14 protein-coding genes are annotated in these 14569 nt (G+C 66.8%); 7 read left to right on the top strand and 7 right to left on the bottom strand.

Translation table 11 applies throughout. The features are described from left to right. Positions 1-77 precede the first annotated feature (77 nt). The 4 genes from QE393_RS12940 (at position 78) to prpD (ending at position 4480) form a co-directional block, all read left to right on the top strand. Positions 78-779, top strand: coding sequence for a GntR family transcriptional regulator (locus tag QE393_RS12940; RefSeq protein ID WP_273807770.1), 702 nt, complete (start codon positions 78-80; stop codon positions 777-779). Positions 780-783: 4 nt separating this feature from the next. Then, positions 784-1671, top strand: a complete 888-nt coding sequence (gene prpB / locus QE393_RS12935; protein ID WP_310043894.1) for a methylisocitrate lyase — start codon at positions 784-786, stop codon at positions 1669-1671. A gap of 55 nt (positions 1672-1726) precedes the next feature. Continuing rightward, the gene (prpC, locus tag QE393_RS12930) at positions 1727-2854 is read left to right on the top strand and encodes a 2-methylcitrate synthase (RefSeq protein ID WP_310043891.1); all 1128 of its coding nucleotides are present in this window, start codon (positions 1727-1729) and stop codon (positions 2852-2854) included. Positions 2855-2995: 141 nt separating this feature from the next. After that, positions 2996-4480, top strand: coding sequence for a 2-methylcitrate dehydratase (prpD, locus tag QE393_RS12925; protein ID WP_310043888.1), 1485 nt, complete (start codon positions 2996-2998; stop codon positions 4478-4480). Between the two features lie 293 nt (positions 4481-4773). On the opposite strand, the gene QE393_RS12920 is transcribed toward prpD, so the two are convergent. The 5 genes from QE393_RS12920 to QE393_RS12900 form a co-directional block, all read right to left on the bottom strand. Beyond that, positions 4774-5103, bottom strand: coding sequence for a hypothetical protein (locus tag QE393_RS12920; protein ID WP_310043886.1), 330 nt, complete (start codon positions 5101-5103; stop codon positions 4774-4776). Positions 5104-5129: 26 nt separating this feature from the next. Continuing rightward, positions 5130-6725, bottom strand: coding sequence for an isocitrate lyase (locus QE393_RS12915; protein ID WP_310043884.1), 1596 nt, complete (start codon positions 6723-6725; stop codon positions 5130-5132). 595 nt (positions 6726-7320) lie between these two features. Further along, positions 7321-9354 (bottom strand): methyl-accepting chemotaxis protein, encoded by a 2034-nt coding sequence (locus QE393_RS12910; RefSeq protein ID WP_310043882.1) that lies wholly within the window; start codon positions 9352-9354, stop codon positions 7321-7323. A 237-nt stretch (positions 9355-9591) separates the two neighbouring features. Then, entirely contained in the window at positions 9592-10014 is a 423-nt protein-coding gene (locus tag QE393_RS12905; RefSeq protein WP_310043880.1) for a GFA family protein, read from the bottom strand. A 94-nt stretch (positions 10015-10108) separates the two neighbouring features. Beyond that, a complete protein-coding gene (locus tag QE393_RS12900) occupies positions 10109-10390 on the bottom strand; it encodes a peptidylprolyl isomerase (RefSeq protein ID WP_064307472.1) in 282 nt (93 codons plus the stop codon). Between the two features lie 153 nt (positions 10391-10543). On the opposite strand from QE393_RS12900, the gene QE393_RS12895 reads away from it, so the two are divergent. Continuing rightward, a complete protein-coding gene (locus QE393_RS12895) occupies positions 10544-11392 on the top strand; it encodes a CAP domain-containing protein (RefSeq protein WP_310043879.1) in 849 nt (282 codons plus the stop codon). On the opposite strand, the gene QE393_RS12890 is transcribed toward QE393_RS12895, so the two are convergent. Continuing rightward, on the bottom strand, positions 11389-11769 hold the full coding sequence (locus QE393_RS12890; protein WP_273808045.1) for a VOC family protein: 381 nt from the start codon (positions 11767-11769) through the stop codon (positions 11389-11391). The genes QE393_RS12895 and QE393_RS12890 overlap by 4 nt on opposite strands. 61 nt (positions 11770-11830) lie before the next feature. Beyond that, positions 11831-12166: a DUF305 domain-containing protein gene (locus tag QE393_RS12885; protein WP_273807759.1), complete on the bottom strand. Its 336-nt coding sequence runs from the start codon at positions 12164-12166 to the stop codon at positions 11831-11833. Positions 12167-12583: 417 nt separating this feature from the next. On the opposite strand from QE393_RS12885, the gene QE393_RS12880 reads away from it, so the two are divergent. Together QE393_RS12880 and QE393_RS12875 are read left to right on the top strand one after the other, a co-directional pair. Next, positions 12584-13774 (top strand): sugar transporter, encoded by a 1191-nt coding sequence (locus QE393_RS12880; protein WP_273807758.1) that lies wholly within the window; start codon positions 12584-12586, stop codon positions 13772-13774. 161 nt (positions 13775-13935) lie between these two features. Continuing rightward, entirely contained in the window at positions 13936-14403 is a 468-nt protein-coding gene (locus QE393_RS12875) for a DUF4442 domain-containing protein (RefSeq protein WP_310043875.1), read from the top strand. The last annotated feature ends 166 nt before the right edge of the window (positions 14404-14569 follow it).

Raw genomic sequence — 14569 nt, 5'->3', positions numbered from 1 at the left:
CTGGATTGTCGACAGATGTTGACGGGAAAGGCGTTGAGGCGTAGTTATTCAGCCCATAAACACAAAAGGTGTCGACAATGATCGATAGCCCCCTCCAGGCCGAAGCGCCCGAGACCGACAGCGGGACCCTTTCCGAGCAGGTGTTCCGCCGGATCCGCGAGGCCATCGTCCGTGGCGATGTGGCGCCGGGCAGCAAGATTTCCGAGCCGGAGCTGGCCCGCACCTATGGCATCAGCCGCGGGCCGCTGCGTGAAGCCATCCACCGGCTGGAAGGCCAGCGCCTGGTGGTGCGGGTGCCCCATGCCGGCGCCCGGGTCGCCGCCCTGAGCCTGGCCGAGCTGGTCGAACTCTACGAAATCCGCGAATCCCTCGAGGGCATGGCCTGCCGCCTGGCAGCCGAACGCCTCACGTCCCAGGGCATCGACGAACTGCGCCGGCTGCTGGATACCCACGAGCGCGATCCGGCGTTCCAGGCCGGCACCGGCTACTACCTGCAGGAAGGCGACCACGACTTCCACTACCGCATCATCCAGGCCAGCGGCAACGGCATGCTGGTGCGGCTGCTCTGCGGCGAGCTCTATCACCTGGTGCGCATGTACCGGCTCAAGGTCTCCGCCACCCCCAATCGGCCGCGCCAGGCTTTCGCCGAGCACCATCGCATCCTCGATGCCCTGGCCGAGGGTGATGGCGAACTGGCCGAGCTGCTGATGCGCCGCCACATCGCCGCCTCCAAGCGCAATCTGCAGCACCATCCCCTAGTCCAAGATCAGTCGAGGTAACGCCATGCCTGCCGTCAGTCCCGGCCAGAAATTCCGCGCCGCCGTCGCCGCCGAACGCCCGCTGCAGGTGGTCGGCGCCCTCAACGCCAACCATGCGCTGCTGGCCAGGCGCGCCGGTTTCCAGGCCATCTACCTGTCCGGCGGCGGCGTCGCGGCCGGCTCCCTGGGCCTGCCGGACCTGGGCATCAGCGGCCTGGAAGACGTGCTCATCGACGTCCGCCGCATCACCGATGTCTGCGACCTGCCACTGCTGGTGGATGTCGACACCGGCTTCGGCGCCTCGGCCTTCAACGTGGCGCGCACCGTCCGGTCGCTGATCAAGGCCGGCGCGGCGGCCATGCACATCGAGGACCAGGTGGGCGCCAAGCGCTGCGGCCATCGGCCGGGCAAGGAGATCGTCAGCCAGCAGGAGATGGTGGATCGTATCAAGGCCGCGGTGGATGCCCGTACCGATCCCGACTTCGTCATCATGGCGCGCACCGATGCCCTGGCGGTGGAGGGCCTGCAGGCCGCCATCGACCGCGCCTGCGCCTGCGTCGAGGCCGGCACCGACATGATCTTTCCCGAGGCCATGACCGAGCTGCCCATGTACCGCCAGTTCGCCCAGGCGGTAGGGGTGCCGATCCTGGCCAACATCACCGAATTCGGCGCCACGCCGCTGTTCACCACCGAGGAGCTGGCCGGGGCCGATGTCGGCCTGGTGCTCTATCCGCTGTCGGCCTTCCGTGCGGCCAATCGCGCCGCCGAAAACGTCTACACGGCCATTCGCCGCGACGGCAGCCAGCAGGCGGTGGTCGACACCATGCAGACCCGCGCCGAGCTCTATGACCGCATCGACTATCACCGCTACGAGGATCAGCTGGATCGCCTGTTCCAGCAGCAGAAGAACTGACGCTCCACCCTGAACGCCCGCTTTTTCGCACAACAACTCCAAGAGGAGCGAGACGATGGCAGACAGCAAAACCCTCGGCGGCGCCGGCCTGCGTGGCCAGGTCGCCGGCCGCACCGCGCTTTGCACCGTCGGCAAGACCGGCGCCGGCCTCACCTACCGGGGCTATGACATTCGTGAACTGGCCGCTCAGGCCGACTTCGAGGAAGTCGCCCACCTGTTGCTCTATGGCGAGCTGCCCACGCAAGCGCAACTGGACGCCTATCGCCAGCGCCTGGCGGCCCTGCGTGACCTGCCGCAGCCGCTCAAGGAAGGCCTGGAGCGCATCCCCGCCAGCGCCCACCCCATGGACGTGATGCGTACCGGCGCCTCCTTGCTGGGCACCCTGGAGCCGGAGCACAGCTTCGCCGACCAGCAGCAGGTGGCCGATCGCCTGCTCGGCGCCTTTCCGGCGATCCTGCTCTACTGGCACCACTTCAGCCAGCGCGGCACCCGCATCGACTGCAGCAGCGACGCCCCGGACATCGCCAGCCACTTCCTCACCCTGCTGCACGGCAAGGCGCCCAGCGAGTTGCATGCCCGGGTGATGAACGTCTCGCTGATCCTCTATGCCGAGCACGAATTCAACGCCTCCACCTTTACCGCCCGGGTCTGCGCCTCGACGCTGTCCGACCTCTATTCCTGCGTCACCGGCGCCATCGGCTCCCTGCGCGGGCCGCTGCACGGTGGGGCCAACGAGGCGGCCATGGCGCTGATCGAGCGCTTCGCTTCGCCCGAGGCGGCGGTCACCGGCCTCAAGCAGATGCTCGAACGCAAGGAGAAGGTGATGGGCTTCGGCCACGCCATCTACCGCGACAGCGATCCGCGCAACGAGGTGATCAAGGACTACGCCCGGCAACTGGCGGCGGAGGTGGGCGACCGGGTGCTGTTCCCGGTCTCGGAAGCCATCGACCGCACCATGAAGGAAGAGAAGGGGCTGTTCCCCAACGCCGACTTCTACCATGCCTCGGCCTACCACTTCCTCGGCATCCCGACGCCGCTGTTCACCCCGATCTTCGTCTGCTCGCGCACGGCCGGCTGGTGCGCCCACGTCTTCGAGCAGCGCGCCGACAACCGCATCATCCGCCCCAGCGCGGATTACATCGGTGTGGAGCAACGTGCCTTCACGCCCATCGCCAACCGCTGAACAAACCTGATCGCGGCCATGGGCCGCTCCTACAAGGGCGAGAGGGTCCTGTAGGAGCGGCCCATGGCCGCGATGAACCTAGCCCCGTAGCAGCGGCCGTATCGGCGGACCGCCATGACCGCGATAAGGAATCAAAACCCCATGAGTGCCAACGTCGATCTCAACAACCGGCCCGACTACGACCAGGTCATCCAGGACCTGGCCGACTACGTGCTGACCTACCAGGTCACCTCCCGCGAGGCCCTGGACACCGCCCGCAACTGCCTGATGGACACCCTCGGCTGCGGCCTGCTGTCCCTGCGCTTCCCCGAGTGCACCAAGCTGCTCGGCCCCCAGGTGGAGGGCACCGTGGTGCCCCAGGGTGCGCGGGTGCCGGGCACCAGCTATCGCCTGGATCCGGTCAAGGCGGCCTGGGACATCGGCTGCATCATTCGCTGGCTGGACTACAACGACACCTGGCTGGCCGCCGAGTGGGGCCATCCCTCCGACAACCTCGGTGCCATCCTGGCGGTGGCCGACCACCTCTCCCAGCGCCGCGTGGCCCAGGGCGAAGCGCCCCTGACCATGCGCCAGGTGCTGGAAGCCATGGTCATGGCCCACGAGATCCAGGGCATCTTCGCCCTGGAGAACTCCTTCAACCGCGTTGGCCTGGACCACGTCTTCCTGGTCAAGCTGGCTTCCACCGCGGTCAGCGCCAAGCTGATGGGCGCCAACCGCGAGCAACTGCTGGCGGCGCTTTCCCACGCCTTCGTCGATGGCCAGGCGCTGCGCACCTATCGCCATGCGCCCAATGCCGGCAGCCGCAAGTCCTGGGCCGCCGGCGACGCCTCCAGTCGCGGCGTGCGCCTGGCCGATATCGCCCTGCGCGGCGAGATGGGCATTCCCGGCGTGCTCAGTGCACCCCAGTGGGGCTTCTACGACGTGCTGTTCAGCCACACCAACAAGGACCTGGCCACCAAGCCGGCCGATCAGCGCCAATTCAGCTTTCCCCAGGCCTTCGGCAGCTACGTGATGGAACACGTGCTGTTCAAGATCAGCTTCCCGGCGGAATTCCATGCCCAGACCGCCGCCGAGGCCGCGGTGATCCTGCATCCCCAGGTGCGCGATCGCGTCGATCAGATCGAGAAGATCGTGGTGACCACCCACGAATCGGCCATCCGCATCATCTCCAAGCAGGGCCCCATGGCCAACGCCGCCGACCGCGACCACTGCCTGCAGTACATGATCGCCGTACCGCTGCTGTTCGGCGACCTGGTCGCCGAGCACTATGAGGACGCCTTCCACCAGGCCCATCCGCGCATCGACCAGCTGCGCGAGAAGATGGAGATCGTCGAGGACGAACGCTACAGCCGCGAATACCTGGAAGCCGACAAGCGTTCCATCGCCAACGCCCTGCAGGTGTTCTTCACCGACGGCAGCAGCACCGAGAAGATCGCCGTGGAATATCCCATTGGTCATCGCCGTCGCCGCGAGGAGGGCATTCCGCTGCTGGAGCGCAAATTCCAGAGCAACCTGGCGACGCGCTTCCCGGCCGGTCGCTGCGCCCAGATCTTCGAGCTGTGCAAGGACCAGGCGGGACTGGAGGCCACTCCGGTGCATCGCTTCGTGGATCTGTTCGTCCTCTAGGCATTGTCTGAAAAGTGCCTGCGCTCGATCATGCTGCGTTGAAAATCAGCTGGAATGCCAGCCCAGTCGGAATGCTCATTTACCGCTCGTAAACTCGTTCGCGAGCCCGGTCCGCTTCCTCGCTGATTCTTGCCTTGCCTGACCTTCGCTCGGCGACTGCTCAAACAAGCCTAACCAAATAAAGGAGGCGACTCGACCGAGCCTGCAGGGCCATGCAGGAGCGGACGAGTCGCCTCGGAGGTTGGGGCAGGGCGTGGCGGGTGATCAACCACCCGTCGCGCCCTTTTTCATGGCTAGCAGTAGCGATCCACATAGGCCGGCTGCTGCTGCCGACCGGCCAGGCGCCAGTGCTCCTGCAGGGCGGCGTGGACGCTTCTGATGAAGTGGTCGTCCGCCGCGGCCGACTTGCCGACATAGCCGCCGCCCTTGTTGTAGGTCTTGAAGCGGATGCGCAGGCTGGGATGGCGCTCTTCGAACTGCTCGGGCGTTTCGCCGCCGGGCAGGCGGTCGACGTGCACCGCGCCGCTCTCGCAGACCCAGAGGATGTGGGTGTGGTTCTTGTCCTTGAGCCGGCCGAACAGGCGCTTGAGATCGTCCAGGCTGGGGTTGTCGTTCAGGTTCATGAGCGTGTCCTCCGCAGTGGCCGTGATCAATGGAACTGGTTCATGGTGTTGTCCTTGCCCGCCGCCTTGAGGGCGGCCTCGCCGGCAAAGTATTCCTTGTGGTCGTCGCCCATGTCCGAGCCGGCCATGTTCTGGTGCTTGACGCAGGCGATGCCCTGGCGGATCTCCTGGCGCTGCACGCCCTTGACGTAGGCCAGCATGCCTTCCTCGGCGAAGTAGCCCTTGGCCAGGTTGTCGGTGGACAGCGCCGCGGTGTGGTAGGTGGGCAGGGTGATCAGGTGGTGGAAGATGCCCGCTTCCCGTGCCGCATCGCGCTGGAAGCTCTGGATCCGCGCATCGGCCAGGCGGCCCAGCTCGGTGTCGTCGTAGTCCACGCTCATCAGCCTGGCGCGGTCGTAGGCGGACACGTCCTTGCCCTCGGCCTGCAGGGCGTCGAACACCTGCTGGCGGAAACTCAGGGTCCAGTTGAAGGAGGGGCTGTTGTTGTAGACCAGCTTGGCGTTGGGCACGACTTCGCGGATGCGGTCGACCATGGCCTTGATCTGGCCGACGTGGGGCTTCTCGGTCTCGATCCACAGCAGGTCGGCGCCGTTCTGCAGCGAGGTGATGCAATCCAGCACCACCCGGTCCACACCGCTGCCGGCACGGAACTGGAACAGGCCGCTGGCCAGGCGCTTGGGCCGGAGCAGCTTGCCGCCGCGGCTGATCAGGACATCGCCGTTGCCCAGCTGGCTGGCGTCCACCTCGTCGCAGTCGAGGAAGCCGTTGTACTGGTCGCCCAGGTCGCCCGGCTGCTTGCTCACGGCGATCTGCTTGGTCAGGCCGGCGCCCAGGGAATCGGTGCGGGCGACGATGACGCCCTCGTCCACGCCCAGTTCGAGGAAGGCGTAGCGCACGGCGTTGATCTTGGCCAGGAAGTCCTCGTGGGGCACCGTGACCTTGCCGTCCTGGTGGCCGCACTGCTTCTCGTCGGAGACCTGGTTTTCCAGCTGGATGCAGCAGGCTCCGGCCTCGATCATCTTCTTGGCCAGCAGGTAGGTGGCCTCGGCGTTGCCGAAACCGGCGTCGATGTCGGCGATGATCGGCACCACGTGGGTCTCGTAGTTATCGATCTTCGCCTGGATGGCGGCGGCCTTGGCGTTCTCGTCGGCGGCGCGGGCGGCGTCCAGGTCGCGGAACAGCATGGCCAGCTCGCGGGCGTCGGCCTGGCGCAGGAAGGTGTAGAGCTCTTCGATCAGCGCCGGCACGCTGGTCTTCTCGTGCATGGACTGATCGGGCAGCGGGCCGAATTCCGAACGCAGCGCGGCGATCATCCAGCCCGACAGGTAGAGGTAGCGGCCTTTCGTGCTGCCCAGGTGCTTCTTGATGGCGACCAGCTTCTGCTGCCCGATGAAACCGTGCCAGCAGCCCAGCGACTGGGTGTAGGCGCTGCTGTCGGCGTCGTAGGCGGCCATGTCCCGGCGCATGATGGCCGCGCAGTAGCGGGCGATGTCGAGACCGGTCTTGAAGCGATTCTGCAGGCGCATCCTCGCGGCGTATTCCGGATTGATGGCGCTCCAGTGATTGCCGGTGCTGTTCTTGAGGGCGGCGATGGCCTGAACGTCGTTCTCGTAAGCGGACATGAGTCGATCCTTCTCGATGAGGTTGGCTTGGGTACCAGTCTTTTCCCAACGTCCGGCAGCGGGATGGCGGTTGCCACCCGGATGCCGGTCGCGAAGGCGAAAGGTCAGCCCAGCTGTCGAGTCATGTCGCCGTACGTTCCTGCATGGATCCGGACGTCACCTCTGGCGACGCTGCCTCGAGCAGCGCGGCATTTCAGTCGTCTTCTCTTGTAGTGCCTCTTGAGCATCACTACGCAAGACGGCCCGAGGGTCACCCGGAGCCCAGGCGCGACCCGCATGGATAGGGGGTTCGCGTCCGGTGCAGCTAGAGATTTGCAGGAGATCAGGCTGTCGTCAATCGAGTTTTGTAGTGCTTTCGTATAGTCACTACAAAAGTCGTAGACGCGGCCGGGAGCAGGTTTGGGGCGTCTATTGCTGACCCGTGGGTCGCCGACAGGGGCAAAAAGGGCCCGCAAGCCACGGCGCTGGCCGTGACCCTGCGGTCACTTGGAAGGTGATCCGATGCCCACCGGTATCTGCCCCTGGTGAGGGGCAGCTACGCGGGCGACGGGCGAGACTTGCCGGTCAGTGCCGACGAACGGTAAGTCCCTCTGGCCTAGGACGACGTGGCGGCGGTAAGGCCGGTGAGGGTATCGGCGATGTCCTTGGTGCGGTGGGAGGTCTGGGCGGTGAGCCGGCCGGATTCGCGCAGGACGGCAAGCAGCTCCTGCAGCGAGCCCACGTCCTCGGCCTGGCCGGCGATATGGGCGCCGACCTCGCTGATGGCGCGGGACAGCTGGTCGATGTCGGCGCCGATCTCGGCGGCGTTCTTGTGGGTGATGGCCGCCAGGTTGCGCACCTCGTCGGCCACCACCGCGAAGCCGCGGCCGCTCTCGCCGGCGCGCGCCGCCTCGATGGCCGCGTTGAGCGCCAGCAGGTTGGTCTGGCCGGCGATCTGCTGGATCACCTGGACGATGGACTGGATGCGCAGACTCGACTGGCTCAGTTCGTTGGCACTGCGCACCACGTCCTCGGCCTGTTCGGTGAGGTGCTGCACGGTGCTGTCGGCCTGGCGGGTGACCTCGCCCTGCTGCAGGATGTTGCCCGCCAGATCGTCCATGCTGCTGTGCAATTCGCCGGAGTAGTGCCGCAACTGCTCGCCGATCTCCTGGCGACTCTGGTGGGCCTGGCGCAACACCTGGCCGAGATCGGCGAGGCCGCCGAACACCGCCTGGATGGAGTCGTCGAGGCCCTGGGCATCCACCACGCCGTTGAAATTCTGCCGCTTGAATTCGTTGATCTGGTTGACCACCACCTGGCTCAGGCCGGCCAGCTTCTTGATCTGTCGACGCAGGAAGAAGGCCTTGAACTCGCCATAGTGGGCGGCGAAGTTGTCGACGTAGTCGTCGCGGAAGGGCGCGCCTTCGGGGGTGCGGAAAAAGAACACCGCGGTGAGCGTCTGGTTGAGATTCAGGCCAAGGATCTCGCCAAAGGTGGAAAAGCCCACCACCGGCGTCTGGCCGAACACCTCGCCCATGCGCGGCAGCTCGGTGCCGTTGTTGGCGCGGCGCAGGATGCAATCGTTGAGCACGCCCACCAGCGGGGTGCCGCTCTTGCCCTGCAGGAAGCGCGCGAAGTCCTGGCGGGTGGCGTCCACCAGCGAGGTGCGCTTGACCATCACCAGCTCTTCGCCGGGCGCCACGTCGCAGAACAGGTGGATGCGCTCGCGCGCGTAGTCGATGCGGGCGATGGAGCGGACGAACAGCTCCTCGCCCACGCGGATGGCGAAGGAATAATCCGCCAGGCGCTGCTCCAGCTGTTCGGCGCGGCAGCTCAGGGCCTCGCAGAGGGCCGCCACCATGCTCTTGATCTGGCCGCGGCTGTCGACCACCTGGCTGATGTAGCGCTCTTCCAGGGAGGCGGTGAGGACACTGAGGCTGAGCGGCGTGGCGCTGAAATTCTGGCTCTTGAACACCCCGAAGCGGGTGTTCCTGGCCATCTTCAGGAAAACCAGCTGGGCATGGTTTTCATAGGCCTTGCGGCCATCGTGCAACAGCGTCTGGCGGAAGTCGCCCTTGCCGCCGGCGGAGCCGCCGACGAACAGGCAGGGGAAGCGGCCGGACTCGTACAGCGCCTCCATGAAGAAGGATTCCGAGGCGGACAGGCCGTCGAACAGCACGAAGGCCAGGGTATCGCGGTGATCGATGGGCGTGCGCACCTGCAGGCGCTTGAGCGACTCGGTCAGGCGGGCGAGGCGTTCCTTCATGCTGCGGCGCGGTCCGCCCCGGCGGATGTCCTCGCTGTCCAGCGGGACGTGCACCACCTCGGCCGAGGCGATGACCGAGGCATCGAAGAATTGCAGCACCAGCCGGTCCCAGGCGCCGTCGGCGGTGCAATACAGGCGTGACTCGCTGCCGCAGAGTTCGCCGGAAGTGGTGCACAGGCTGATGGAGGCGTCGGGAAAGCGCCCGGCCAGTTGCCGGGCGATGGCGTCCAGGTCCAGGTGCGGCGAGACGAACCCGGCGATGTAGGTGGGCTTGAGGGCGACGCCGCCGAGGCGGTCGCTCAATTCGCGAGCGGAGCAGGTCAGGCTGAACACGCCGCTACCGCCCTGGCGGGCACGCGCGCCGAAGCGTTGCAGAAACCCCATGATTGTTCCTCTTGTCTGGCAGGCTGGGAAAGGGAGCTCACCCAGGCATCGGCGCGTTTGGCGGCGGCTTGATAGGGGTGTGCGCCCAGGCCGCAGGCACGCGGGCAGGGTGGCTCGGGGGTGGGGAGGGGAATGGGGCTCTGGCACGAGCCTTGGCGCGCTAAGCGCCGTGCCCGGAGGCGCCCAGGGTCAGGCGACCAGCGGTCATGGCCGGCGCCGGGAGTCGAACCCGGGCAGCTAGTCCCGGCTGTCGTGCTCGGCCAGGGCTTCGGCGCCGGTCAACTGGCGATGCGAGTGCGTGAAGCAGTACCAGGGCGGCTTTTCCTCCATGAAGATTTCGCTGTCCAGCCACCAGTCCGCGCCCTCGAGCAGGCCGACCGGGATGGCATAGTGCGGCTCGGCCTTAAGGCGGTAGAACAGGTGGGTGCCGCAGTGGCGACAGAAGCCGCGCTCGGCCCAGTCGGACGAGGCATGGATGGCCAGGGCGTCGCCGCCACCGATCACCGGCGGCTGGGCGCATTCCACCGCCAGCAGCGGGCCACCACCCCAGCGGCGACAGGTCCGGCAATGGCAGGCCGAAACGGCCAGGGTAGCGAGACGACAATCCAGCTGAACAGCGCCGCACAGGCACTGGCCGTGACGTTCGAGGGGCAGGGACATGGCGCTATCCTCGGGAGGCAGGAAGTCTGCAGGATAGCCGGTTGGGCGCAGGGAGGGGAGGGTGCTCCCGCCGTGAGCGGGAGCACCGGCGCGATCAATCCTCGCGGCTGGTGACTTCCACCAGGTGATAGCCGAACTGGGTCTTTACTGGACCCTGGACCTGGTGCAGCGGCGCGCTGAACACCACGGTGTCGAATTCCTTGACCATCTGGCCCGGGCGGAAGGTGCCCAGGTCGCCGCCCTGACGGCTGGAGGGGCAGCTGGAGTTGTCCTTGGCCACCTGGGCGAAGTCGGCGCCTCCTTCGATGGCGGCTTTGAGTTCGTTGCACTTGTCTTCGCTGGAAACCAGGATGTGGCGGGCAGAGGCTTTGGCCATGGGAGAGACTCCTGTTGAATGAGCGGGCGAGCCTACCCCAATCACCCCTGCAAGCAAACTGCCATCCGTTCCTCGGTTGGCGAACCGTTTGGGTTGCGCCCCCGGTTCAGGGCGGGTACATAGCGCTTCCCTGTTTTCCGGATCCGCTCGCGCATGCCTCGTCTTTCCGCCTTGTCCCTGCTGCTGACCTCGACCTTGCTGACCCAGGCCGCCCTCGCCGCGACGCCCGAGGAGGCGCGGCTGGTCAGCCTGATCAACGCCTATCGCGCCGTGCCCCAGGGCTGCCCCGGCACCCGCGCCGCGGCGCCCCTCGCCGCCGACGGCCGCCTGGCGGCGGTACGCCTGACCGGTCGCGATCGGCTGCAGAGCGATCTGCGCGCCGCGGGTTATCAGGCGTCGGCGGTGCAGGTGATCATGCTGGCGGGCGCGCCGACCGCCCAGGCGGCCATGGCCGGGCTGCGCCAGCAGTACTGCCGACCGCTGGCCAGCAGCGACTATGCGCAGATCGGGGTGAGCCAGCAGGGGCCGCGCTGGCAACTGGTGCTGGCGCGGCCGGTAGTGAGCGCCGGCCTGGGCGACTGGCAGACCGCCGGCAAGGCGGTGCTGGCCGAGGTCAATCGCGCCCGGGCCCAGGCGCGCACCTGCGGCACCCGCCGCTTCGCCGCCACCACGCCGCTGCGCTGGAATCCGGCGCTGGCCAATGCCGCCCTGGCCCACAGCCAGGACATGGCCGGGCGCGACTACTTCTCCCATACCGCACCCGGCGGCGGCACCGTGGCCGAGCGGGCGGCCAGGCAGGGTTACGGCTGGACCCGCATCGGCGAGAACATCGCCGCCGGCGCCGGTTCGGTCACCCAGGCCATGCAGGGCTGGCTGGCGAGTCCGGGCCACTGCGCCAACCTGATGAATCCGGAATTCACCGAGATGGGCGCGGCCTATGCCCTGAATCCGCGCAGCACCCACAGCCTCTACTGGACCCAGGTGTTTGGCCGGCCACGCTAGCCCGGGTACTCGGCGATCTCGATCAGGTTGAGGTCGGGATCGCGCACATAGACCGAGCGAATCGGTCCGGTGGCGCCGGTGCGCGCCACCGGACCCTCGATGATCGGCCAGCCCTCGCGCTGCAGATGGGCGATCACCCGGTCCAGCGGCTCACGGGCGATAAAGCAGAGGTCGAGGGCACCCGGCACCGGCAGGTGGGCCTTGGGTTCGAATTCGTGCCCTCGCTCGTGCAGATTGATCTTCTGGTTGCCATAGCGCAGCGCCTTGCGCCCCGCGCCGAACGTTTCCAGGCGCATACCCAGCACCCGGGTGTAGAAATCCTCGCAGGCGGCGAGGTCCGTGGTGGTCAGGACCAGATGATCCAGATGGTCGATCAGCATGGCGGTCTCCGCGTCGGGACTGGTATCTCACTGTGCCAGTCCCGGACGCGGTGCACCATCACTTGGCGTGGGCCTTGATCCAGCGGTTGAGCTGGTCGATTTCCTTCTGCTGGGCCTGGATGATGTCCTCGGCCAATGTGCGCATCTCCGGGTCCTTGCCGTGCTGGAGTTGGTAGCGAGCCATGTCGACGGCGCCCTCGTGGTGGGCCAGCATGCCCTTGGCGAAGGCCAGGTCCGGGTCCTTGGCCTTGAGGCCTTCTTCCATGCCCTGATGCATGGTCTCCATGCTCTTCTGCATGTCTTGGTGGGCCGGGTGCTGGGCCTCGGCGGCCTGGGCGACGCCGCCCGCCAGCAAGGTGAGGGCGAGCAGGGTGGAGGTAAGGGCAATACGCATGTTCAGAGCTCCTGACTGGGCTGACGACGCCGAGGCTAGAGCTTGCCCCTGGGGCAAGGTCAATGACCAGCTGCCTTTCGCCAACAGCCTGACCCAGGCAAAAGGTTTCGCGATGTTTTGTCGCAGCGACGGGCAGCTGCCAGGCCGGTTACTGGGCGAAAAAGCGCCGCCGATCAGGCAGTTGGGCACTCTGAGCGGGTGATGGTGGCAGCCGGGCGCAACTGCAGGTGGTTGTGGGGGTCCGAATCGACAGCGTAGAATTTTTACCACATCCAATTCCAATCCCTACCTACAGCAGACTTCTCGCTCGCGAACAGGCGTCGCAGGCGGGCCAAGCCTTTGCTCGTGGGTTTTCGTCGTCGACTTTCCGTCTGGAATTCGCTGTCCACCCTTTCGCTCTGGAGTAGAAGCCCCCCCATGGATGCTACCGCCGAAGCCCGGAAACCCAGCTGGTCCGGTGTCATCGCCCTGGCCCTGGCCGCCTTCATCTTCAACACCACGGAATTCGTCCCGGTGGCGCTGCTCAGCGACATCGGTCGCAGTTTCGACATGCGTCCCTCGCAGGTCGGGTTGATGCTGACCATCTATGCCTGGGTGGTCGCCCTGATGTCGCTGCCGATGATGCTCGCCACCCGCTCCATCGAGCGGCGGCGCCTGCTGATGTTCGTCTTCGTCGTCTTCATCGCCTGCCACGGCCTCTCCGGGGTGGCCTGGAGCTTCGAGGTGCTGGTGGCCAGCCGCATCGGCATCGCCTTTGCCCATGCGGTGTTCTGGTCGATCACCGCCTCGCTGGCGGTGCGCATCGCTCCGGCCGGCAAGCAGACCCAGGCCCTCGGCCTGCTGGCCACCGGCACCTGTCTGGCCATGGTGCTGGGTATCCCGCTGGGCCGGGTACTGGGCGAATTGCTGGGCTGGCGCTACACCTTCGTCGCCATCGCGGCGCTGGCGGTGGGCACGGTGCTCTGGCTGGCGCGCAACCTGCCGCTGCTGCCCAGCGAGAACTCCGGTTCCCTGGCCAGCCTGCCGGTGCTGTTCAAGCGCCCGGCGCTGCTGTGCATCTACCTGCTCACCACCCTGGTGGTGACCGCCCACTTCACCGGCTACAGCTACATCGAGCCCTTCGCGGTGGAAGTAGCGGGCATGGGCGGGATGCAGATCACCGCCTTGCTGCTGCTGTTCGGCGGCTCCGGCGTCATAGGTTCGCTGCTGTTCAGCCGCTACAGCCTGAGATTCCCCAATGGCTTCCTGGTCGCGGCCATCGCCGGCATCGCCCTGTCGCTGCTGTTGCTGCTGCCCTTCGCCTGGAAGAGCTTCATGCTGGAAGGGCTGAGCGTGGTCTGGGGCATCGCCATCATGAGTTTCGGCCTGGCGCTGCAATCCAAGGTGCTGGCGCTGGCCAAGGACGCCACCGACGTCGCCATGGCGCTGTTCTCCGGCATCTACAACGTCGGCATCGGTGGCGGCGCCCTGCTGGGCAGCGTGGTGGGGACCCATGTCGGCATGCCCTACATCGGCCTGGTGGGCGGCAGCCTGGCGGTGGCCGGCCTGCTGTTCGCGATCTTCATGACGCGGCGCTACACCGAGCAGCTCAACGCCAATCCGCTGTGATGTGCCAGGGCGCCTCGGCTGTTTCGAGGCGCCTCGGACCGCACGACCAGTGAGTCGCGAACTGTCTACCGGGCCGCGCCCGCTAGTCGTGGAGCGGCCCGGGACGAAGCGCTAAGCTGCGGGCTCCTGGCGCCTCGGCCAGGCTGCCGGATGCGCTCGCCATGAATCGACTGCTGTTCAATCTCTTCGTCTGGACCAAGGTGCCCATCGCCAAGATCGCCGGGCTGCGCCTGCGGCACCTGGACGATGCCGGCTGCCAGATGCAGGTCACCCATGGCTGGCTGAACCAGAATCCCTTCAGGAGCATGTTCTGGGCGGTGGAGGGCATGGCGGCGGAATTCTCCACCGGCATCCTCGCCGACCGGCACATCCGCCGTTCCGGCAGCCGCTACGCCATGCTGGTGGTGGCCATGAGCGCGACCTTCAGCAAGAAGGCCGTGGGCACCCTCGTGTTTCGCTGCGACCAGGGCGCGGCCATCGCCGCGGCGCTGGTGCAGGCGCGCGCGACGGGCGAGCCCCAGACCCTGAGTCTGCGCAGCGTCGGCACCGACGAAAGCGGCGACCAGGTCGCCGAATTCTGCTTCACCTGGAGCTTCAAGGCGCGGATGCCGGTGGCTACGTCTCTGTAGGATCGGCCGGCCGGTAGCGTGGAAAACCGCGCAGTGTTTTCCACTGGCAAGCCCACTGCAAAACGGTGGAAGGCCGCGCCGTTATCCACCTCCGCGGCCTAACCGCGCCCTCTCCCTGGGGGAAGGGGCTGGAGAGAGGGGGATCGCGGCCATGAGTGGCCACGTT

The organism is Pseudomonas sp. SORGH_AS_0211, from assembly GCF_031453455.1.
GTDB lineage: Bacteria > Pseudomonadota > Gammaproteobacteria > Pseudomonadales > Pseudomonadaceae > Chryseomonas > Chryseomonas aestiva.
The sequence above is the reverse complement of the archived record's forward strand: the minus strand, read 5'-3'. Positions and strand labels throughout refer to the sequence as shown.